The 23,432-nt window shown below is 48.6% G+C and carries 12 protein-coding genes and 1 other RNA gene; 2 read left to right on the forward strand and 11 right to left on the reverse strand.

What is annotated here, in order from left to right:
• Positions 1 to 134 precede the first annotated feature (134 nt).
• Positions 135 to 532: a transfer-messenger RNA gene (gene ssrA, locus DN748_RS05575) on the forward strand.
• Positions 533 to 698: 166 nt separating this feature from the next.
• On the opposite strand, the gene DN748_RS05580 is transcribed toward ssrA, so the two are convergent.
• A complete protein-coding gene (locus DN748_RS05580; protein WP_112370774.1) occupies positions 699 to 1,610 on the reverse strand; it encodes an arginase family protein in 912 nt (303 codons plus the stop codon).
• A 181-nt stretch (positions 1,611 to 1,791) separates the two neighbouring features.
• Here DN748_RS05580 and DN748_RS05585 point away from each other — a divergent pair, with 181 nt between their 5' ends.
• Positions 1,792 to 4,119 (forward strand): hypothetical protein, encoded by a 2,328-nt coding sequence (locus DN748_RS05585; RefSeq protein ID WP_112370775.1) that lies wholly within the window; start codon positions 1,792 to 1,794, stop codon positions 4,117 to 4,119.
• Positions 4,120 to 4,192: 73 nt separating this feature from the next.
• On the opposite strand, the gene DN748_RS05590 is transcribed toward DN748_RS05585, so the two are convergent.
• The 10 genes from DN748_RS05590 to DN748_RS05635 all read right to left on the reverse strand — a co-directional run bounded on the left by DN748_RS05590 (position 4,193) and on the right by DN748_RS05635 (position 23,415).
• Positions 4,193 to 5,617, reverse strand: a complete 1,425-nt coding sequence (locus DN748_RS05590; protein ID WP_112370776.1) for an arylsulfatase B — start codon at positions 5,615 to 5,617, stop codon at positions 4,193 to 4,195.
• 12 nt (positions 5,618 to 5,629) lie between these two features.
• Positions 5,630 to 7,057: a sulfatase gene (locus tag DN748_RS05595; protein WP_112370777.1), complete on the reverse strand. Its 1,428-nt coding sequence runs from the start codon at positions 7,055 to 7,057 to the stop codon at positions 5,630 to 5,632.
• A gap of 96 nt (positions 7,058 to 7,153) precedes the next feature.
• Positions 7,154 to 11,209 carry a hybrid sensor histidine kinase/response regulator transcription factor gene (locus DN748_RS05600; RefSeq protein ID WP_146746562.1) on the reverse strand — a complete coding sequence of 1,352 codons (4,056 nt, stop codon included), beginning with the start codon at positions 11,207 to 11,209 and terminating at the stop codon, positions 7,154 to 7,156.
• A gap of 23 nt (positions 11,210 to 11,232) precedes the next feature.
• Positions 11,233 to 12,672, reverse strand: a complete 1,440-nt coding sequence (locus DN748_RS05605) for a sulfatase family protein (protein ID WP_161554477.1) — start codon at positions 12,670 to 12,672, stop codon at positions 11,233 to 11,235.
• A gap of 11 nt (positions 12,673 to 12,683) precedes the next feature.
• Positions 12,684 to 13,979 carry an alkaline phosphatase family protein gene (locus DN748_RS05610; RefSeq protein ID WP_161554478.1) on the reverse strand — a complete coding sequence of 432 codons (1,296 nt, stop codon included), beginning with the start codon at positions 13,977 to 13,979 and terminating at the stop codon, positions 12,684 to 12,686.
• A gap of 37 nt (positions 13,980 to 14,016) precedes the next feature.
• On the reverse strand, positions 14,017 to 16,077 hold the full coding sequence (locus DN748_RS05615; protein WP_112370781.1) for an arylsulfatase: 2,061 nt from the start codon (positions 16,075 to 16,077) through the stop codon (positions 14,017 to 14,019).
• 55 nt (positions 16,078 to 16,132) lie between these two features.
• Positions 16,133 to 17,533 carry a sulfatase family protein gene (locus DN748_RS05620; RefSeq protein WP_201741432.1) on the reverse strand — a complete coding sequence of 467 codons (1,401 nt, stop codon included), beginning with the start codon at positions 17,531 to 17,533 and terminating at the stop codon, positions 16,133 to 16,135.
• Between the two features lie 52 nt (positions 17,534 to 17,585).
• Positions 17,586 to 18,479: a BT_3987 domain-containing protein gene (locus tag DN748_RS05625; protein WP_112370782.1), complete on the reverse strand. Its 894-nt coding sequence runs from the start codon at positions 18,477 to 18,479 to the stop codon at positions 17,586 to 17,588.
• Positions 18,480 to 18,596: 117 nt separating this feature from the next.
• Positions 18,597 to 20,348: a RagB/SusD family nutrient uptake outer membrane protein gene (locus tag DN748_RS05630; protein ID WP_161554479.1), complete on the reverse strand. Its 1,752-nt coding sequence runs from the start codon at positions 20,346 to 20,348 to the stop codon at positions 18,597 to 18,599.
• Between the two features lie 19 nt (positions 20,349 to 20,367).
• A complete protein-coding gene (locus tag DN748_RS05635; RefSeq protein ID WP_161554480.1) occupies positions 20,368 to 23,415 on the reverse strand; it encodes a SusC/RagA family TonB-linked outer membrane protein in 3,048 nt (1,015 codons plus the stop codon).
• Between the last annotated feature and the right edge of the window lie 17 nt (positions 23,416 to 23,432).

A 23,432-nucleotide genomic window follows, 5' to 3' on the forward strand; every position in this document is an offset into this window, starting at 1 on the left:
CTTATTTATAACTTTCTGGCACACTATTTGTTCCAAATGTAACCGTTGTAATTATTTTCCGCAAGGTTTCCGGCGAATAATTTTTTGTTGTAACTTTGTACCCTTATACGTCACAGCAACGTTCTTTACATACTGGGGTCGACTGGTTTTGACAGCGGGTCGAATTGAATTGTAAGCATGCAGAGCGCCGGGACACAGCTCTTAAATCTCATGTTTCACACCTTTTAAATGGCGAGAATAACTACGCTCTTGCTGCGTAATCTGAATTACAGTAGGATTTAGCCACGTTTCCGCAAGGCGGAAAAGCGAGATGTCTCCGGATAGCCCTTGTTGACGGCGGTCCGCAAGGAGGCACCATAAAAGTCAACATAGAAACACTGTAGCTTCGCCAGTGTTTTAAACTTTAAGAAGCTAAGCACAGGGTAGGCGGTTTCCGGTCAGCCCCGTGTCGAAAAACAAACGGAAACTAAGCATGTAGAAAGCATTTTGATTGCCTGTTTGGACGAGAGTTCGATTCTCTCCGACTCCACTAACAACCCTCTTGTAAACCAAGTGTTTACAAGAGGGTTGTTTGTTTTTATGAAAAACTGGAATCACCCTCATGGCATAGGTGTTATAAACCCGGTAAACTTTTCACTTTATCCTGAAAATTCATTGACAGGCTTTATAATTTACATGCCTGTGCAACAGCACCGATGCTATGTACTGGCTTTGCCGTATTCGAATATTTCCAAAAAGTGTTTTATAAATTCTTTTGTATACTTCCCGTCCCTGTCCAGATTCGGGTCCAGAATTGTCACTTCCATCCCGATGGCTTTGTCACTTGATAACAGCGGTTTCAACAATTCGGAAAATTCCTCGTAGGTCAGCCCGTCTTTTTCCCTGCTGTCGACTGCCGGCATTATCTCATCGTTGAGGGCGTCCACATCAATATGTATAAAAAAACCATCCAGGTTTCGCTGATGGATCAATTCCAGGAATTTCTTTGCCGTACTTTCAAATCCGTTGGCACGAACTGCTTTTAAATCGAAATATCGTATACCGGAATTGATTATGGGTTTTACATAATCTTCGTCATATTCCCTGTTCCCTACACAGAAAACATGCGCTTCTTCGAAATATGGCTTTTCAGATAGAATATCGGTCAGTTTATCGTGGCCGTGCCCGGTAACAATAGCCAAATCCATTCCCGCCGCACCACCGGTATGCGAAAGCTCCGGCCCTATAAAATCTGTATGTCCGTCAATGTAGAAAAGTCCGAATTCTCCTTTTTGTTTTAAAGCGACGGAGTTCCCTATCAGTATACTGCAATCTCCACCGAGAATGAGTTGAAAAGTGTCCTCATTTAATCGTTCTTTCAACAGTTTGCTTTGTTGTATCGCATACTCAGCAATTTTATCCGCATTTCTGACCCCGGATTCTTCGTCCATTTCCATTGAATAGACGGGAGGCTCTATGCGGTAAACCTTTTTCGGGTTAATTTGTTCGTGAAATCCGAAGGTTTGCAGCCAGTCAGGTAGTTTTTTTACACCGGGCTCAACTTCCGTTGCGTTCTTTTTCAGTCCTAAGTTCGAAGGAAATTCGATGATATTTATTTCTCTGCTGTTCATCCGGCTTGCACATATACTATTTGTGTATAATACGGTTTGTGTATCCCGGCTACTAAAATAGTTAAAAAAACTACACTCCGAATGGCATCGAGGTATACCCCTGAAAAATACCCTCAACAGGGTATTTCTCCCCTGAAAGGCATGCCGTATTTTTATATCCCATACTCAACACCGACCAGCCATGAAACAAAAACTACTCCGGTTATTTCTCGTCCTGTGTTCCTTTTCCCTCTTTGCCCAGGAAGCCACCCTGAACGTAAAAGGCCTGGAAAACAGCTATCGCATAACCCTCAGTGACGATTCGAAAGGTACCGTAACGGCATTGATTACTGATGCTGCCAATAAGGGAAACCCTTACCAGCTCTTCTTTCCCAAAGACACTTCGGTTTACCATTCCATGCAAATGATCCTCGCCAACCTGGAAAATAGTTCCGGAGAACTTCTGCTTGAAATTCCGGGAACCGACCTGGTATTAAAAATGGAGTCTAAAGATGTTCCCTATGAAACCCTGTTCACACTTCTCGACCAGGAAACGTTTGTGAAGATCATCCGCCGGAGATCGGTCTATATCAAAGAGCAGACATCCTTTGAGGATTTTATAAAAAGTATTAAAAAAGACAGTGTAAAGCCCCTGATCCCGGATGCTGAAATACTCCGGTTTGAAAGGAGGGAAAATGACAGTGTGGTGCTGAACTTTAATGACACCGATATCATCCGGGGTGACGATGAAAACGGGTATTACGGGAATCTGTATCAAACCATCAAGGATAACGGTTCCGACAGTACGATAATACGCCTGCTTATTCCCGAAGACCATTTTAAGGCAGCCTTGTCCTTTATCCCGGAAACTTCCGGTGTAGACAGGCTTTCCCTGCTCCTCAACCAGTTCAACGGGAGTGACGATTTTACTTTCCTGCAAACCGTGTCCCTTACCGACGGCTCTTCTTTGCCTTTCCCGTATGAAGTGGGAATAAGGCCGGATACGAAAGAACGCTCCTATACCCTGCGCTGGTGTGATACCCGGAACGACTGTACCATCACACAGAAAATGGGTTTTACCGCAAGCCAGCCGGTGTTTGAGTCGGTAGTGAAAGACTTTATAACACACCGGTTAGATCCGGACGGCCTGTCTGTTTCCGAAACCGACCTGGCCTTACTGTACGAAAAAATAAGGGGGCATAATGAAAATACCATGATCTCGGCTTCCGTAAAACCCTTCAGGGATACCATCGCCGACCTGGTACAACGCCTGGAAAATGCCGAAACCCGGTATTCGGGGCAATTAAAACTGAATGAAAGGGTTCCGATATATAATTCCATAAAATACGATATATCGGTAAGAAAATTCCCCTGGTTATCAAAAAATAAAAGGAAAACAGTATCCCGGAAAAAATTAGTTAAAAACAGAAAAGATATTTTCTCTCCACAATATGCTACCGTACGCTTCTACAACAACAAGGCCAAGGAAATCGTAGTGGTAGGTTCGCTTTCGGACCGTCCCGGGGAATTCGTTACCATAAATTTCAATTTCAGTGTTTTTATGCGCTCCATGAACGACTCGTGGAACTATGTACCCCTCGCAGCTACGGGAAATAATGCCAGGGGAGTCTACCTGGATTATAACGATCTTTTTCAGTACTACCCTTACGACAGTTCGTTTAACTACGCCATAAGAAACAAGGAGTACACGGTTAAGGCCGGTGATACGGTAAAAATAGAGCAGCGAAAACTGATGGACTATTTTACCGCGGTGATCTTTTCCGATTTTCTGGGACTGAACAACACCAATGCCAACGCCCTTTTACAGGCCGAAGGAAGGGTAAAGGTCCCTTTGTGGCTTTACAACAAGGGCGTGACATCCTTTGTACATTCAATCGGTGCCGATATAAATGCCACCGTCTACAATGGCTTTGACGATACCAGCAGACATATTGAAATAGACGACACCCGGGGTACCTCGGCATCGGGTGCGATACTCAACGACACCATCAGCCGGTTCGACCAGATCAGGTACAGCAACCTCAATGCGGGAATAAACCTCGGGTTATTTAATGTGGAACTGAAAGGGCTGTCTACCGACCTCAGCCTGCTTTACGGGCTGCGTTACTACCGTACGGGGCTTAAGCACAATTTCCTGGCAGAGGGAAAAGACCAGTCTGACGTCTACCAGCTCAATGTTTTATCTCACGAGGTAGCAACCAATTTCGAGATCCGCCCGGAAATGAATTTCGGGGCCGATCTCAACATTGCCCTCAACTGGCTCAACGAAGCCGGGCACGACAAAGAGATCAATATCCATTATCTGAAAGATGACGGTAAAGACAACAAACTGGTACTCCGGCTGTACCTGAACCTGTACAGCAAGCTCAACCCCGATCAGTCAAACACCGGGATCTATGCGCGCCTCGGCGGTTTTTACCATCCCGGTTCCAAGAGCTATCACCCCCAGATCCTGGTAGGCTATGCCACCAACCTGTCCAGTTTTGTCAACCGGTTCAGGAAGGAATAGGGCCAGCGTACTCTTAAAACAGGAAACAACAGCTAAGGCATTCCCGGTTGCAGCGGGAGCAGGCCACCGTATTTTACCGGGTTACCTTCCAGTTTTCCGGTGCTTTAAACCCCTTTCTGCCCTGACCATAGGGAGGTACGGATTTCCCGGGTTTGATGGCATCGTATTCTTTAACAATACGGAGCAGGTTTTCATAGACCTGTGGTTGTTTTTCCTTTACGCTGTGCTGTTCATAAGGGTCCTGCATAATACGGAAAAGGGCATCTTCCTTATGTTTCATTCTCGCATTTCCCGCATTGGCACGTACCAGTTTCCAGCTGTTATTGACCAGGCTGCCGTATCCCAGGTAAAAATCCCTTTCTACAGTGCTTTTCTGTCCTTTCAGTACCGGCAGGATATTTATACCGTCCAGCCCGGTGCCCCCTTCTTCATGACGGCATACCTCCAGCAGGGTGGGCAGTACATCTATATATCCAGTCACCTGGTCTACCGTCCTGCCTCCTTCAAAACCGGCGGGCCATTTTACAATGGCCGGGGAACGTACGCCCCCGTCCCATTCCTGGAATTTGGTTCCCCGCAACTTACCGCTGGACCCTCCTTCGCCCGGAGCGGCCCCGTTATCACTAAAGAAAAGCACCAGGGTATTCTCCTCGATCCCCTGTTCTTTCAGGGCCTTCATAATACGGCCTATACCGCGGTCCATACAGGTTACCATCGCCGCATAGGTCTGCCTGGCCGTATTCCCTTTTCCCTGGCTGCCTTCTCCCTTATTCCTGCCTATTTTCGGCTGGTTTTCATCATAACCGTATAGCAGCATATCTTCCTTTTTGGCCTGTAACGGACCATGCGGGGCATTATAGGCCACATACATCAGAAAGGGACTACCGGTATAATCCCGGATACATTTTACCGCCTCGTCACTTATGAGGTCTGTGCTGTATCCTTTATCAAAAGAAGTGTCCCAATCGTTATGCCAGTCGAGTTCTCCTTCCCGCTTATGCGTAAAATAATCGATGGCCCCGTTATAATGCCCGTAAAAACGGGTAAAACCCCGAGACAGGGGCAGGTATTCCTTTTTGGCGTGCCCGAGGTGCCATTTTCCGAGTACGGCCCGGTTTACATATCCCGATTGTTCCAGGTATTGCGGTAAAAACTTTTCATCGGGGTCTACGCCAAACTCACTCCAGGGCGGGATCACGGTCTGCCTTAACCCGAACCTGTTCGGGTATTTGCCGGTCATCAGTCCGGCCCGTGTGGGGGAACAAACCGGGGCGGTATAAAAATGACTTAAAACAACCCCCTCTTCTGCAAGCTGATCGAGATTAGGGGTCATGATCTCACTGCCGTGAAAACCTACATCGCCCCAGCCCAGATCGTCGGCCAGGATAATGATGATATTGGGTTTCCCGGACCGGTCCTGTGCGCGGATATGGGAAAAACATATCCCTGCACTTACCACAATAAGACAAGTCAGAAGATCTATTGATAGTGTTCTCATAATTGTACGGTATTAATCATTACGGACAGATTTTGCGGTTTTTTCCTTTTTCCCGCCCAAAGATGTTGCAAATACTCCGGGAATAGACCGGGAGAGTTCCGAAATAAGGTCTTTATACGAGGGGTCGGATGCGAGGTTTTTATGCTCATAAGGATCGTGCTTATGATCGTAAAGTTCTTCAGAACCGTCGGGATATCTTATATACCGGTACCTTTTATCCCGCACCGAAGAGTAGTTCTCGCCATAACTGGTAAACCCGGGACGGTTCCAGTCGGCCTCCGGATCGTTAAAAACCGGAACCATGCTTTTACCGCTGAATTCATGTGCCGGCGGCTCCAAACCGCAATAATCGACAAGTGTAGGGTATACATCGAGCAGGCTAACGGTCTGCAGGCATTCTGCCGGTGTCCTGCCGGGAAGCCTTACCAGAAAGGGCACCCCGTCTGCCTGTTCCCACAAGGTACTTTTTACCCAGTGGTTTTTCGTTCCGTTGTGAAAACCGTTGTCGGAATAAAAGACCACAATGGTATTATCCGCATACGGGCTTTTGTCCAGGGCCTCCATAACCCTGCCTATATTCCAGTCGGCAAACGAATAATTGGCACAGTATCCGCGTATCATTTCCAATAACACCTCTTCTTTGGAGCGCCCTTCCTTATGGTATTGCAGCAGGGAATCGACCAGCTGCCTGCCCTGCAGGGGAACGTCGTCCAGGTCGCCGGGCAGGTACCCGGGGGCCATGGTGATCTCTGCATTCTCATACAGGTCGTAAAAGCGTTTGGGAGCCGTATACGGGGTATGTGGCCTGTAAAGACCGTAATACATAAAAAAGGGACGGTCGTGGTCCTGTTGTAAAAAGGATATGGCGGCATTGGCATTGCGGACATCGGGAAAATCAGAGTCGGGGCCGGTCCAGGGCTTTATGGAGAACCATCTGCTCTTTGCATAGTGGTACTCTTTTTTTGCAAACGGGCCGAAACCACCGTGCTCCACCTTATTGTCAAACATCTTATCCTGCCTTTTCGCATTGATGGGAGCGTGGAAGATCTTGCCCATTCCCCATGTGATATACCCGTTCTCCTTAAAGGTTTCGGGGATCACTTCCGTAGTGGAGAGGGAATTGTTATCCCAGGTGCCCCTGTAGTTCACATAAGCTCCGGTCTCATAAGGGGCCCTTCCGCTAAAAAAGGAGGCCCTTGAAGGAATGCAAACGGGAGCCGCACAACTGGCGTGGGGAAAATACAGGGCCTGCGACTTTAACCTGTCGAGCGCAGGGGTCTGCAACGGGGCATAATTTTTCAACATGCTCCACATATTCATATCATCGACAACAATGACGATAACATTGGGGCGCCGGTCCTGTCCCGTTTTTTGCGCAGGGCAAAACTGTATGCCCAGAATTGCGATAACAACGGTCAGCTTCTTTAAATATTCACACATTGTATTCTCATTAATAATATTGCCAAATTAATACCGTTAAACAAAAAACATTATCACTTTTGTAGTTGTTTATAGAATAAATGTTCAATCTGTCATTCAGCACTCCTGGGGATTACCGTTTTTTTCCAGGAAATCCGTAGGGGTGATCCTGAACTGCTTAAAAAAGCATTTGGAAAAATAGGAGTGTGAATTGAACCCGCTCATATATCCGATCTCAGAGATCGTGTATTCATTCTGAAGCAGGAGTTTGGCCGCGTGCTTGAGCCGTACCAGCCTGATAAACTCATTGGGGACTTTTCCGGATACGGATTTTAGCTTCTTATGCAGGCTGGAACGGCTCATCCCCAGTTCCCTGCTCAGTTCTTCCACCGAAAGCTTGGGGTCCATGATCCGTTCCTCAATGATGGCTGTTATTTTTTCCAGCAATTTTTTCTCCCCGGTATTTTCTACAAGTGCCCCTGCGTCAATAAAGGGATAGTTGGCAAATTTTTCCCTGAGGCCGGCACGTGATCTCAAAAGGTTCTGGACTACAGCGATGACATATTTCCATTTAAAAGGCTTGGCAATATAGGCATCGGCACCGTTCTGTATTCCGGAGATCTCGGCTTCGGAATTGGTTTTGGCCGTTAGCAGTACCACCGGAATATGACTGTAATCTGACGTACTTTTTATTTTCCGGCAAAGTTCAAGACCGTCCATTTCGGGCATCATGACATCAGACAGCACGAAATCTATCTCCCGGTTCCCGATAACCTCCCAGGCCTCCCGGCCATTACGGGCTTTTTGTACCCTGAACCCCTCCTGTACCAGGTTGTGACAAAAGAAATCCAGAAGCAGCTCATCATCTTCCACCACGAGAATGTTTTCACTCATTGCACTTTCCTCCTCTCCTTCGCTTTCCTCCGAACGGTCTTCCCGGGCTTCTGCCGGGTCGGGATACACCCCGGTATGTACTTCTTCACAGGGCAGATAGATCTTAAAAATGGTATTCACATCGGGGACACTCTCCACTTCCAGGTATCCTTCGTGTTTTTCAATAAGTGATTTGGCCAGTGACAACCCTATTCCTGTTCCGATAAAATTGGCCACCGGCGAATCGCCGGATACCTTAAAATATTTTTTAAAGATGTTCTGCAACTCGGTTTCGGGGATCCCTATCCCGTCGTCTTTAATGGTCGCCAGGGCATACGACTGCCCCGACTCGTCTGTAACAGGCTCCTGTATGCTGATACGTATCTCAGAACGTGTAAACTTAAAGGCATTGATAAGCAGGTTGGTGAATATTTTGGTCAATGCTTCGGGATCTCCCCTCATGGGCAGATGGCTTACCTTGGTACTCAGGGTAAAGCGGATCTTTTTCTGATATTTCATGGCTGAAAAACGGGAATATATGGATTGTACCAGGACCACCAGGTCCAGCTTTTCTTTCCGTATTTCATAAATGTCACTCTCAATCCTCCTGAAATCCAACAGCTGGTTCACAAGATTGATCAGTCTTTTGGAATTTTCATCCATGATTTCCAGCTGCCGGTTTATATGCCCGGGAAGCGAACCGGATTCCATGATCTTTTCAAGCGGGGCCGTGATCAGGGAAATGGGCGTACGTATTTCGTGGGCCATGGTGGTGAAAAATTCGATCTTTTGATTGTAGAATTGTTTCTCCTGTTCCACGCTTAAACGCTCCAGCCGTATCCTGTTTCTCTTCTCTGCCCTGTCCATAAGCATCCTGCGGCCCGTAAAAAAGACGACAAGTGCCAGTATGCCGTACGCCAGGTATGCCAGCGGATGCAGGTAAAAGGGAGGCGCTATCTCTATTCCTATCCGGGCCGTGGATGTACTCCATTCCTTACCGTCATAACCGGCCTTTACCATAAAGGTATACTCGCCCGGCGGCAAATTGGTATAGGTCGCCTTGCGCTGGACACCTACATAATTCCAGTGCTCATCGAAACCCTGCATTTTATAGGCATATTTTACTTTTTGAGGCGATTTGAAGTTCAGGGCCGCATATTCGAAGCTCATGACCGATTGGCCGTGGGCCAGGGTAATATGGTCGGTATAGTCTATGGTATGTGTCAGTATCCCTTCGTCATGCCCGATACGGATATCCTTATTGAACAGCTGAAAATTGGTAAAAACAATATTGCCGGACAGCGGTTCGCTTTTGATCTTTTCCGGGTAAAAAGCATTAAAGCCCTTGATGCCACCGAAAAACATTTTTCCGTCAGAAGCTTTATAACTGCTGTTGTAATTGAACTGCCGGCTTTGCAGGTCGTCCCATTGCGTAAAATGTTCGGTTTTCCTGCTCTGGGGGTCAAAATGATACAATCCGTTATTGGTAGACACCCATAATGTCCTGTTTTCATCCTGCAAGATACCATATGCCACATTGGCATCAATCCCGTCTTTTTCATCAAAAACGGCAAAGGTCTCACTTCTGAAATCAAACCTTACCAACCCGAGCCCTTCGGTACCCAGCCATAGATTGCCCGCATGGTCGTCCAGCAGGCAGATCAGATTACCTACCGCCTGTTTTTTATCCACCTCACCAAGACGGTATTGTTTCCAGGTACCTGATTTTTTACGGTGAGCCACCAGGCCGTTCCCGAAAGTGGCAAACCATATGGTCCCGGTTTCATCCTCATAAATATCACTGACAAAAGTATGGCCCATCCCCATTTTCGTGATCCTCCGGAAGGAATCTGTCTGCTTGTCGTAAATATTCAGGCCCTTTGTTGTTCCTACCCATATCACGCCATCCCGGTCTTCATATATGCGGAATACATTGTTACTGCTCAACGAACGGGGATCGTCAGGGTCGTAACGGTATACCTTTACCCTGCCCGTCTTTTTATCATACACATTGAGCCCCCCGGAAAAGGTGCCTATCCAGAGCCTTCCTTCCTTATCCTTATACAGGGAATGGATATTGTGGTAGGTCAGCGGTTCCTGGCCGTCCTGAAACGGATAATGCCGGAATGTCCCGGTTCCGGAGTCAAAATAGTTCAATCCCCCGTCCTCGGTACCGATCCAGAATTTTCCGGGAGCGTCTTCCAGGAAGCAACTTACAGCTCCTCCGTTCAGCGTCATGCCGTCTTCTGTGGGAAAATGATTTTCCATATCGAGATCATTCTTCTCGATATAGCTGATACCCCCGAAATAGGTTCCCAGCCATATTCCTCCCCCCTTATCGCGGAATATGGAATAAATGGAGTTACCCCCGATGCCTGTCGACGTATTTGCCTTATGGGTGTAGTACCGGACCTTTTCCGAAGTGAGGTCCATCACATTGAGCCCTCTCTCGGTCCCTATATACAAAGTATTCGGGCCGGTCTGATAAACAGATCGTACGATATTGTCATTTATACTGCCGGGCTTGTCTTTTGAATACACCTTAAAGGTCCGGGACCGGGGTTGCCACAAACACAAACCTCCTCCCAGGGTCCCTGCCCATATTCTTTCCGAGCGGTCCTGGTATATGGTAAGTATGAAATCACTGGACAAGCCCGTGTTTTTTTCACAATAATGTTTGACATAGCCCTGCTTTACATCTAAAAAATTTATTCCCGATCCGAATGTGGCCATCCAGACATTGCCGTCGTTATCGATAGCCAGTTTTCTTATTTCATTGGAAGACAGGCTGAGCGCATCCTTTGTTCCGGCATGGTAATTAGCCAGGTCCCCGTTTCCGGGATCATACCTGAACACCCCCATCTGCTGGGTGGCTATCCAGATACTTCCGTCGCGGGCCTTCTGAATATCGTAGATCAGGTATTTTTTCAAGGGGGCAAAGCGGGTAAAGGTATCGGTCTCCACGTCCAGTATGTATATCCCTTTGGTCGTACCGAGCCACAGAGTCTCGTTGTCATACCAGAACAAAGCGTGTATAAAATTACTCCCCAGGCTGTTTCCCTGTTTGTTTGAAAGCTGATACGATTTAAACTCGTACCCGTCAAAACGGCTCAGTCCGTTTTTGGTCCCGAACCACATATACCCCTTCGAATCCTGCCCTATGGACCATATCGTATTGGAAACAAGCCCTTCCTCTACGGTATAATTCCTGAAGGTAAGTTCCTGCTGCTGAGCGGGGCTCTTAAAAAAGATCCCGAACAACATACCACATAATACTGCTATCTTTACTTGCCTGAACACGTATTCCTATTAACTCCTTTTGTTTATTGTTTATTCCGGCGCATCCCGGCCCTGGCTTCCGTCAGCATTCCTTCATCCCCCTGCTGCCCCATAAAAGCCTGTAATTCCCGGTCCATTTTACGGATCACATCTTCGTACTCCGGCAAGGGAGCCAGGTTGTTTAATTGGTAAGGGTCTTTCCTGACGTCATACAACTCCTTTTCCGGTCTATGGCTGTACGCCTCTGCCCTCTCCCGGTCCTTTTTCTTCCAGCTGGTCACTACCCCCTGCCTGGTCTCTATATTGGTAAATGTTTCCGAAGCATTGAGGTTGTGTATATAAAGATACTCTTTGTTCCGTACCGAACGCACCGGGTAATTGTCGCTACCGTTGATGATCCCCCTGGTGGTATGCACTCCATACACATAATCGCGAAACGCGTTTTCTCCGTCAAAAAGGACGTTCCGGAAACTTTTCCCATCAAAACCGGTTTCCCCGTTCACGGCCTTATTGCCCGTATTAACGGTATCGGGGTCTACCCCCGCCAGGTCCAGTAATGTAGGTACGACATCTACATATTGCGTCAATGCACTGTTCCGGCTTCCGGGACTGATACGTCCCGGCCAGTTTATGATAAATGCCGTTTTAAGCCCCTGGTCATAACAGGTCCATTTTGCAAACGGGAATTGCGCCCCCTGTTCACTGGTAAATACGATAATGGTATTGTCTTTCCCGGACGACTGCCTTACCATGTCCACACACTGCCCTACCAGGCTGTCGAGATAGGTAACCTCGGCATAGTATTTCGACAGGGCCTGCCGCGTTTCCGGGGTATCCACCAGGTATCCGGGCACCTCTATGCCTTCAGGAGGATAAGCGTCTGCATTTCCCCTTACCCAGGGAACATGCGGCTGATTACTGGCTACGACAAGAAAATACGGTTTACCGCCCTTCTCCATATACTCCCGGGCCTTCTGCAGGTCTATCCCCCTGCCTTTCCCGTTATCCCAGTTCTGTCCGCCCAGAAAGGTAAAGGGGAAAGAGGCTTTATTGCCGAAATCCCTCTTTCCTGTTATTGCGGTCCGGTACCCGGCATCCTGCATATAATGCGCCACACTTCGTGTTCCTTCGTATACGTGACTGTGATTGGGATAGGCCCCGTTCCTCACCGGGTAAAGCCCCGTAAGGATCTGCTGCCGCGTGGGGGAACACATGGCCGTAGAGGTAAACATATTGTCAAAACACATCCCGTTATCGGCCAGTTCCTGTATATGCGGGGTGTGCACCCGGGTATTGCCGTAAGCACTTACATCCCCGTAACCAAGGTCATCGCCCAGGATAAGGACAATATTGGGACGTCCCGGTCCCGCAATGTCGGCATTCCGGTCTTTCTTTTTACTTTGTGTTCCGTTACAGGACAAAAACAGGAAAGGGATCAATCCCGTAAATACGGTCTTTATAAACCGCAATATGTATGTATGCAAACCTTCTCCTTTCATTGCTTTAATCTGAGAATTCCATCGTGAAAAACCCCGTCTTTTACATGGAGACCAAGATCGAGTAGACGGGAGATCAACGGGGCTATATCCTGTATCCCCATCTCAAAGTCAATTTTCCTGTTCTGCCCTGCCACACCCGGGCCACTTATGATAAAGCCGGTTTGTATTTCCTTGAAATCCGGGTAAAAACCGTGGGCAGCGACCGGTTTGCGGTCTTTAACGATCTTTCCCTTGAGCCCCGAATTCGCCACGTATCCTTTTTTCATTCCCAATGCCAGTGCTGCATCCGGGTCAGCTCCTATCTTATTCAGGTCATCCCGGCTATAGACCGTGAATAATTGTCTTTGCGCGTCGGGCAGGGTACCGAGTATTTTTTCAACCTGTTTTGCATAACGGTCTTCCTTTACATACAAAAAGGCTGCACCTCCCGCCGTAGCAAACCTCGCTTTCCAGGAATCCGCCGAAATAAGTCCGGCCTTCTTGAGCAGAATATTCGGAGAGAACACCTTGTCGACATCTACGTGCCCGTGGTCACCGGTTACAATAATATCGGTACGATCGTAGAGGTCTGTCTCCTTTAGTACCGCGATCAACTTTTCTATCTGGTTGTCTACATTGCGAACGGCCTCTTTTACATATATATTATCCCTCCCGTGTACATGCTGTACATGATCTACATTGATAAAGTGTACGGCCATAAGTACGGGATGATGGTTTTTAATAATATACCGTGCCATTTCGCCTATGGTCTGATCCACATTTTCATGCCTGAACTGCTCTCCGGAGGTCACGACCCCGGCAGACCGCATCCGGGGCATCAGGTCTGCGGGGGTCACTACGGGGGTGGTCACCGTAAGCTGGTCTCCCTTTTCATTTCCGTAAGGTCTCCTGACCGGAAAATTATACGTAATGGGAGCCCCCACGGTAACCGGCCACATCACCGCCCCGGTGGTCAGTCCCTTTTCTTCGGCGGCATCCCAGAGGGTCCTGGTCCGGATACGTTCGTATTCCCAGTTCCAGTGACTATCCTTCGAAGTACGGGGCACATTATAAAAAATACCGTGTTTGTCCGGAAATGCACCGGACACTATGGAAGTATGGGAAGGATAGGTTACCGAAGGAAAAACACTGTTGATCCCGTCGGCATAAACCCCGGTTTTCATCAGCGACTTCAGGGTTGGGGTATCCCACTCTTCCCCGAGATAAAAATCCGGCCTTAAGCCGTCGATACTTATCAGTAACACATGACGATCGTGCTGTGCGAACATCATTTGACAGCTGACGATTGTCATTAAAAGTATTGTTATTCGTTTCATCACCATTAATAAGTTAATAAACAGGTTCAATTTCTATATCGTCTATCCACACCGTGGTATCGCGCTTCAGGTCTCCCAGGTAAAGGACCAGCCTGTAATCCCCGGTTTCCGGGATTGCCGGAACAGTCATGGACCTCATCCCTACCTCCGGAGTAACCGCAATCTCCCTACCTGCAATTTCAGTATTCTCTCCCTTCAGTTTTTCCAGCTTCAGAAGAAATGCCGTCCCGGTATTTCCCTTACATTTAAGCTTTATGGCTAACCGCTCTCCTGCCCGGGCGGGAAACCTCCAGCTCATGGACAGGTCCGAAAAGCTTTTCCCGGGAACATCCATATGTATTTTTGCAGCTCTTTCCCCGCTTATCTGCCCGCTGTGGTCGGTGGTTATCCGGGCACGTACACTTTTCTGCTTTCTGATCTTCCAGTCGCCGAGATTGGCGTCGAACCCCCCGTTGATCATGCGGCGGTAGGTTTTCATCCTGTCGTTATACGTATGGGTATTCAACGGAAAAACATTGATCTCCTCGCCCCATGCCTGCCAGCTTTTATACATTTGTTCCAGCCTTTCCGGGTACCTGGACGACAGGTCCCGTGTTTCTGCAGGATCGGCCTCAAGGTCATAGAGCCTTAATGCGGATTTGCTGAATTTATGGTCCGATGCAGTCTTTGCTACCATTTTCCACCTGCCGTCGCGCAGGGCTATATTGGCTTCGTGCTCCCAGAATATTTTGCCCCGTGGCCTGCTTTTCCCCTCAATATTGGGCAACAGGCTTTTTCCCTGCATGGGAGTGATCCTTTTTCCCTTATACACTTCCGGGTATTTTGCCCCGGCTACATCAACGCATGTAGCCATCACATCGATAATATGGCCGTAATCTTTTGCAAAGGAATTGTTCAGCCTGCCGTCCGTTTTCTGCGGCCAATGCACGATAAACGGAGTCGCTATCCCTCCTTCATAGGTATAGTGCTTATACTCCTTAAAGGGTGTACTGCTCACATTGGCCCAGTGGATCCTGTAACTTTCGAAGGTATCGGCCGTACCGTCCGCGCTCTTGCTTTTTCCGCTGCTTATATACTCCGCACAGGCCCCGTTATCACTCAGAAAAAGAATCAGCGTATTATCCAGGGCCCCGTTTTCCTTCAGCGCTTTGACAATCCGCCCTATCCCCTGGTCCATAATATCTATCTGGGCTGCATAAATGGCCATGCGCATGGCCATTTCCTCCCTGGTGCTTTCGGGTTCGTCATCCCATGCGGGAACTCCGGGATCTCTCGGGTTCAGGGTAGCAGTACCGGGAAACAAACCGAGTTCCTTTTGTTTCTGAAACCTCAGCTTCCTTATGCTGTCCCAGCCTGCCGTATATACATCCCGGTATTTACCTATCTCCTTTTCTGGGGCATGCAGCGGCCAGTGGGGTGCAGTATAGGCCACATACATAAAAAAAGGGGTGTCTTTCCCGGTTTTGAAGTGATCTTTCAAATAGACTACCGAGGTATCACTAATGGCATCGGTCAGATAAAAACCGTCCGGTGCCTTATATCTCGTATTATTGCTGTATATGACAGGAGTAAAATAATTTGCCCCTCCCGGGACAATACCGAAATAACGGTCAAAGCCCCGCTGCCTGGGCCAGTTGTCCTTAACCCCTCCCCTGGTCTTACGATCGTTGGTCAGGTGCCATTTACCTGACATATATGTTTTATAGCCCGCCGTTTTTAATACTTCCGCAATGGTTACACTGGTATTGTTGAGGTCTCCCTGGTATTCGGGCGTCCCCATATCAGCTGCCGCCATCCATCCCATTCCGGCCTGGTGCGGATACAGCCCGGTCATCAATGCCGCCCGGGTAGGACAGCAACGGGCCGCATTGTAAAACTGCCTGTAGCGTATTCCGTTTGAGGCCAGCATGTCAATATTGGGAGTATCCACTTCGCCCCCGTAACAGCCCAGGTCTGAATACCCCATATCATCGGCCATGATCAAAATAATATTGGGACGTTTCTCCTGAGCTGCCAGACCATACACGGCCAACAGCAAAACAGTAAGTATCCCCCGTTTAAGACTTTTTATCATCCTGTTAGATAATTCATAGGTTAAATTGAAATTTCACAGATTTCCTCCCGCAACCTCATTCAGGGTTCATCCGCTCCGGTGTCAGTTCGGGCAGGTACATTCTCCATGTGATCAGTTTGCGTTTCAGCTTTTTAACTACGGAAGAATGTTCCTTGGCCACATTACGGGCTTCAAACCTGTCTTTGTCCATATCGTAGAGTTCCACATTATTCTTGTGGTAATCGACGAGCAGTTTCCATTTCCCGGAACGGATGGCAAGGTTGGGACTCTTGTAATCGCCGGGAGGATATCCGAAAGCATAATCATTCCTGCCGTATTCCCAGAACATGTCTTTTTTTCTCGGAGCGGACTCTCCCAGGAATACCGTATGCCGGTCTTCTCCGTCGCCCTGGTAATTGGCCGGGAGGTCCACCCCTGCCATAGCGGCCAGGCTGGGCAGCAGGTCTGTGGCATTAACGACGGAGGTGTCGTCGGTACGTCCTGCGGGTATATGACCGGGCCATTTGATGATAAACGGCATACGGATGCCCCCTTCATACAGAGATAACTTGGTGCCCCGCAACCCGGCAGAACGACTTCCCCTGAAGCTGGGCAGCGGACCATTGTCGCTGGTAAAGATCACTATGGTATTGTCTGCAATGCCCAATTGTTCCAACCCGTCCAGTAGGCGGCCCATTTGCCTGTCGTATTCTTCCAGCACCATCTTAAATGCCTTTTCTTCCCTCGGGTTCATCGGGAATTTTCCGGTATAGCGTTCCCCTACTTCAGGTACCCAGGGGGTGTGCATATCGTCCGGCCACAGGTTTATAAATGCCGGTTGCCCCTTATGCCTTTTCAGGAAATCCAGGGTTTTGTCTACAAAATACCTGGTCCTGTCCCATCGTTTTATACTGTCTTCAGGCGACCATATCCAGTCGGTAGCCGTGATTAGGGGGTCGGGGTCGGGACTTTCATAGGTGCTTACATGCTCGTCAAAGCCGTAACGTTCAAAGCCGGGAGCATCCGTCACATCGCGGCCCCCACCCATATGCCATTTGCCTATGTGGGCCGTGGCATAACCTGCATCTTTGAAAATGGCAGCCATGGAAGGTGCCTGTGTATTGAGATAATTGGCCTGCTCCGCTTCAAGATTACCTTTCCTTTCGTGCAGAAAAGTGGTGAAGTTCCAGCGGGCAGGGAACATTCCCGTCAGCATACCCGCACGGGAAGGGGAACAAATAGGGGAGGCACTGTAGTACTGCATGAATTTCGTGCCTTCCTTCGCCATCCTGTCGATATTCGGGGTTTTCATATAATCGCTGTGAAAACAACTGATGTCCCCGTACCCCATATCGTCGGTGAGAATAATAATGATGTTCGGTTGCTGCTGGGCCGTAACGGTATGGAAGGCCGGCAGGAATAGCATAAATAATACGGCGTGTTTCAGTGCGGATATTCCCTGGTGAGGCTTTTTCATCGAATATTTTTTTATAATTTACAATTTAAGTTTTCTTCGTTAATTTCCGGTGTTACCACTCCTCGAAATACAGGTCTTTTTCCGGGGGCTGCCGTAAAACAAGGGTATCAGACACCCGGTATGTTCTCGAATCCCGGGTAAAACCGTAGTCGAGGTAAAACTCCCTTTTTTCGCTATCATAAGTTCCCGACTGTTCCGTGATCTCCAGGTTTTCACTCCCCGGGGCAATGGTCACCACATTACTGCTTTCGTCTACATCCAGGACCAGGCTTCCGTCTGCAAACGCCCCTGCACCCGGTGTTGAAATGGTAGCGGCCCCGAGGGTCGAAACATTCCAGGTTTCATGATCGATCAGGTCCCTGGTGGAATATATGGTGTCTTCTACAACATTTCCATCCTGGTCTGTTTCGGTTTGAATGCCCTTGTGATAATAGGTGCCATCGTACCGGCTGATATACCTGACCACCAATATGGTGTAGTCTCTCCCTCCGAGAATGGAATCTGTCGAGGTACCGGTGATCCGCAGGGGAATGGCATAGGTATTTTCCCTTGACAGCTCGTCCGAGGTAAAGGCCTCCCTGTTCAGGGTCACGGTAATGTCGCCTATAAACTCCCCTTTGGGTACCTGCATCCTGCTTTCATCGGAAAGGGAATAGTATGCCTCCGGCATCAGTATAAAATCATTTCCTTCCAGCAATGTTTCGTCTTCCAGCAAGGTCGGATCTGTTACAAAATCTGCATATTCGTCAGCAGCATTACTTCTCTTGCCCCCGAGGGCCACTCCGACGTTAAATTTCATCTCATCGTATGCAACGATGGTCCGCAATGGTTTCTGGGTGGCAAAATAAACTGCCGAAAATTCATAGTCTTCAATGTATTCATCATATTTCTCACACGACAGGCATATGCCCAAAACTCCTACTATCAGTAAAACCCTTGTTTTCATGTTTAGTTTTTTAGTTTGTAGTTCTTAGTTGTTAGTCTGTAATTACTTCGAGCTTCCGACTCCGGACTTCCGACCATTTTGCCGTTTGCGAACTAACGATCTGTTTGTTTTGTTATACTACCAACCCAGGTTATTCACCAGGTTACTCTTTACCTGCTCGTTGTAGGGCAAGGGCAAATAATAATCCTTTATATCATAAAAGCCCCTTTGTTCGACTTCAAATGTTTCATAGGTTAAAGAACCGTTTCCCGCTTTTACGATCCTGACCCCCTTTACGCCCTGGTCCAAAGGTAGCAACCAGCGCCTCATATCAAAAAAACGATGGTTTTCAAAGGCCAGTTCCAGTCTTCTTTCATTCTGAATGAGCTTGCGGAAGGCGTCCCTGCCCATCGCAGCCACTTCTGCGGCATAAGAATCATCGGTTATACCTGCATTGCCCCTTATGGTATTGATCGCATCCAGGGCAGACCGGTCCGTACCCGGCCCTATCGCGGTGGGGCCCCATGCCTCATTGGCCGCCTCGGCAAAATTCAGGAGCACCTCCGTTTTCCGGATCAATGCGTGATAGTGATGGGTATTTGTCGGGTTTTCAACATTCAACAAATCCTGAAGGGCCAGCCATTTTCTTAAATAATACCCGGTCCGCGTAGCGTTGACATTCACTGACCTGGTGTCCTTCCCTCCTTCGTAAGTTTCTAAGGGAGTGCCTAAAAACTCACGTCCGTTGTACATAATATTCAGGTAAAACCGGGGGTCCCTGTGCTCATAAGGGTTCCCGGGGTCGTAGTCCGACCTGGGATCGTCGATAGGGTACCCGTTTTCCGCCGGGAAGGCATCGACAAGGTCCTGTGACGGACTGGTATCTCCGTTCCCGAAATTCAAAGGCGGGAAATTCTGGTTTTCCAGCGTCCGGTCGTTGTGATATTTACGCCATATGAATTCTTCCGGGGTATTGTTGCTGTTAAAATCACCTTCTTTCAGCCCGGGCACACCGCCGATAAGGTCGAGGGCCGCTTGCGCCGCCTGTGCGGCACGCACCCATCCGGCTTCATAGGTGGCTTCGTCCAGCACGGTAAAATCGCCCATCCCGGCTATACCGGTGATATCATCGTTCTGATAGGCCGGGCTGGCCGCATACAACAGTACCCTCGATTTTAATGCCAGGGCCACCTGGTCGTCTGCCCGCCCGAGATTGGTACTTCCCGTTACCGAATTGGAACCGGTGTACCGTACCGGCAGATACACCACGGCCGTGTCTATATCGGCAACGATCTGTTGTATGCATTCTGCATAGGTATTCCTGGAAATCCCTTCCACATTGTTGAGTTCTTCCTCCGTAGGTGTGCGGGTTACAATGGGATATCCCAGTGCGGTACCGTTATTCGACTTACCACCGTATTCCTGCAATAACCGGAAGCCCCACCATGCCCTCAGGAAAAAAGATTCCCCTTTTAGCCGCGCACGGTATTCGGCATTGGTTTCGTCGTCCGTAAGACTATAGATGATCTTCTCATCCAGGCCGTTCTCGAGAAAGAGATGAATGTTCCTGAACTGGTCGTATGCCTGGCTCCAGTGCCCTACGGGATTGTTGGCCGGCCTGATCCCTCCCGTCGAAACTTCATAAATATCCGAACCGAAATCATTGGTCACCGCATTGTCTGTTGCCACATCCAGAAAATTACTGCTGTAACTGCTAAAACGGGTGGGTATATTGGCATAGGCATTCAGCAGTACGCCTTCGGCATAATCCGGGTAGCTCCAGGTAGCATCATCTTCAAAAGTATTTTCCACCTGCGGGTCCAGGCTGCACGAGACGACTGCCAGCAAAAGGAATCCCGGCAGATATAAACAAGTATTTTTGATCTTCATGCTCATCATTTTTAATCTGTTAAAAGTTAATGGTCACCCCTCCCGTAACCGTCCTGAATACGGGATAATTATCAACCCCCGCATTAATCACTTCCGGATCGAGATCCTTGTTTTCCGAAAGCACAAAAAGGTTGGTTCCCCTGATATGGAATTCATAGGATTTAGCCACTTTTGAGGCCGACAGGGTATAGCTGAGCTCTACATTTTTCAGCCTGAAGAAAGACGCATCCTGTAACCAGTAGGTAGAATTCCTGAAATCATTTATTCCGTTTGTAGTAGTCAGGGCAGGATAAGTCCCGCCGGGATTACTGACCGGGTGATACCGGTCCCGTACCACGGTGGAATACTTCCCTTCACCGTAATTCCAGTAGTAGCTGTTGTTCAGCCAGTTGTCCGCACCCAGCTCGGCAGTGCCCAGTACAAACAGGGAAAACCGCTTATAGTCCAGTTTCAGGTTGACCCCCAGGCTGGTCCTCGGAAAACTGTTGCCAATAGCTTTTCTGTCCATATTATCGACAACATGGTCGCCATTGAGGTCCTTATAGGCAATATTCCCTATTCCATACGGCCCGAAGGCCTGGACCGGGTGGTTGTCTGCCTGCGGCTGACCGGTAAAAAGCCCTTCGGCAACAAAACCGTACATGGTATCTGAAGGCCGTCCGGTATTCCGAATAAAATCCTGATTTTCGGGATAGGTGATCTCATTGGTCCTCAACACCTTGTTTTTTGAAAAGATCATTAATCCGCCTACCTGGTAATTCCAGTCGCCGATGGCATCGCTCCAGTTCACTTCGGCTTCGAAGCCCCTGTTGATGTTCTCTCCCCGGTTTATTAACGGAAAAAGTCCGCCTGCCGTTACGGAATAGTTACTGGAAGGCGACTGGAGCATATCGTAACGGTACTCATTGAAGTAATTCAGTTCAAACCGCAACCTGTTGTTCAGCATCAGCCCTTCCAGCCCTACATTGATCTCCCGCGACTTTTCCCAGTCCAGGTCCGGGTTTCCCGTCAGTTGAAGCCGGGTACGGGAGAAGGAAGTATTGTTCCTTTCATTGAACTGAACACTTCCGTCGGTATTCCATCGGTTCTCATACTGGTAATAATCCATCGCCCGGTCGTACCCCAGTATCCCGAAACTTCCTTTCAATTTTAAAAAGTCCAGGAACCCCGCCCCTGACATAAAACCTTCTTCCGAAAGTACCCAGGCGGCCCCGACGGCAGGAAACAGCTTATAACGGTTCCCTGAAGGCATTTTGTCACTCCCCATATAAGCCAGGGAAGCTTCGGCATACCACCTGTCATTAAACCCGTAGTTGAGGCGTAATACGGTATTGGTAAAACGCAGGTCCTGTATCCAGTTATCGTGGTCCTTGTTGTAATATATATGGCTGATGCCGGCTTTTATATCATGGGCCCCGAACCTGTTTTCATAAGAAACAGTGGTATAAAAGCCGTTATTGTTAATATAGTTCTGGTTCTGCCGCCGCTGGTTATCTTCAATAACCCGCCGCCTGAGCGGATAATACCTCACCGATGCACCTTCTTCCGTATCAGACCATCGTGAGGCATAAGTAACGGCTGTTTCAGACTTTCCGTTCTGGAAATACTGGAGATTGTCGGTCGTGTAGTATACGCTGGCCGAAAGTCCGTCCAGCAGGATATCACCAAAATCAAAATCGATCCCGAGATTGGCCTGCCCGTAGAACAGTTGCGATTCGCTGAAGCCCCCGTACAGCAGGTCGGCATACAGGCTGTTGGGCCTGTAAAAACTTCCGCCCATCGGGGGAAAATCGGCATCGGTATTGCGCAGGGCTTCATCGGTAAGCAAAAACGGGTATTCGTTGGGCCTGTGGGACGAAAGTACCGACATGACCTGTGAATTATTCCGGGAAGGCCAGCTTTGGGTTTCCACATAACCGCTGGCGCCGAGATTTACACTCATGAAATCGTTGATGTCAAAATCCAGGTTACCCCGCAGGTTAATCCTGTCCCGCACCGGCTTATCTCCTATTTTTTCTATACCGTTCCCTCCCGTATATGCCAGTACCAGGGCATACTGGCTTTTATCGTTCCCGCCGGAATACTCAACGGTGGCCTTTCTGAAAGCCGCCGCTTCTTCCAGGAAATAATCGTGGTAACCGGCGTTGGGATAACGCTGGTCATTGGGCCCGGTACTGTTGCGATACCCTTCCAGGTCCTGTTCTGAATAAAAAAGGGACAACCCGTCGTTTGCCCTTGCCTCATTATACAACCCTGCATATTCATAGCTGTCCAGGTATCCGGGTAGGCGGGTGACAAAAGAAGCACCGTATTCCGCACTTACTTTCAGCACCCTGGTATTGGGTTTTCCCCGTTTTGTAGTGATCAGCACCACCCCGTTTGCAGCACGGGGGCCATATAATATCTTACTGGTAGCGTCTTTCAGCACTTTTACACTCTCCACTTCCTGTGCCGCCAGATAGTCGATAGAACGCTCTATACCGTCTACAATGGTAATGATCCCGTCAGAACCTCCACGTGCCAGTCCCCGCACATACAGGGTCGCCGAATTGTTCCCCAGGCCGTTCACGCTTTGCCGCACCTGCAGGCCCATGATACGCCCCTGGAGCGCATTTGAAAAACTGAGGTCGGGGTAAGACTCCAGGTCGGCCCCCTCAATACCGCTTACTGCCCCTGTCAGGGCCCTTTGGGAAATTTGTTGTCCCAGGGGCAGATCGACAGCATCCTTTGCCGAAGCCAACAGCAGGGTCCTGGCCAGTACTATTTCTTCAGTGACTTCCCCGAGTTCAACCCATTGACTTTGATATCCCCCGGCTTCGACAAGTAACTTTCCCTCTGATGCCGTCTTCAGGGAAAATTTTCCCTTTTCATCACTGGCTATCCTGAGCATACCTTCCCCGAGGGTAATGGTAGCACGGGGTATGGCAGTACCGGTTTCATCGACAATACGGGAAGTTACGGTTATTTTTTCCCGCTTCTTCTTTTTCTTTTTTTGTGCCTGCAAAGTAACGGGAAGGCACAAAACCAGTATGAAGGCCAAAAAATGTATATAGGTTCTGTTATTCATTTTCTTTAAGTATTGCT

Source organism: Sinomicrobium soli, from assembly GCF_003285545.1.
Classification (GTDB): Bacteria; Bacteroidota; Bacteroidia; order Flavobacteriales; family Flavobacteriaceae; genus Sinomicrobium.

Coding starts and splice junctions, on each gene's coding strand:
- DN748_RS05580 (WP_112370774.1), bottom strand. CDS start 1,610: ATGAACAGCAGAGAAATAAATATCATCGAATTTCCTTCGAACTTAGGA.
- DN748_RS05625 (WP_112370782.1), bottom strand. CDS start 18,479: ATGAAAACAAGGGTTTTACTGATAGTAGGAGTTTTGGGCATATGCCTG.
- DN748_RS05630 (WP_161554479.1), bottom strand. CDS start 20,348: ATGAAGATCAAAAATACTTGTTTATATCTGCCGGGATTCCTTTTGCTG.
- DN748_RS05590 (WP_112370776.1), bottom strand. CDS start 5,617: ATGAGAACACTATCAATAGATCTTCTGACTTGTCTTATTGTGGTAAGT.
- DN748_RS05615 (WP_112370781.1), bottom strand. CDS start 16,077: ATGATAAAAAGTCTTAAACGGGGGATACTTACTGTTTTGCTGTTGGCC.
- DN748_RS05585 (WP_112370775.1), top strand. CDS start 1,792: ATGAAACAAAAACTACTCCGGTTATTTCTCGTCCTGTGTTCCTTTTCC.
- DN748_RS05620 (WP_201741432.1), bottom strand. CDS start 17,533: ATGAAAAAGCCTCACCAGGGAATATCCGCACTGAAACACGCCGTATTA.
- DN748_RS05595 (WP_112370777.1), bottom strand. CDS start 7,057: ATGTGTGAATATTTAAAGAAGCTGACCGTTGTTATCGCAATTCTGGGC.
- DN748_RS05635 (WP_161554480.1), bottom strand. CDS start 23,415: ATGAATAACAGAACCTATATACATTTTTTGGCCTTCATACTGGTTTTG.
- DN748_RS05610 (WP_161554478.1), bottom strand. CDS start 13,979: ATGACAATCGTCAGCTGTCAAATGATGTTCGCACAGCACGATCGTCAT.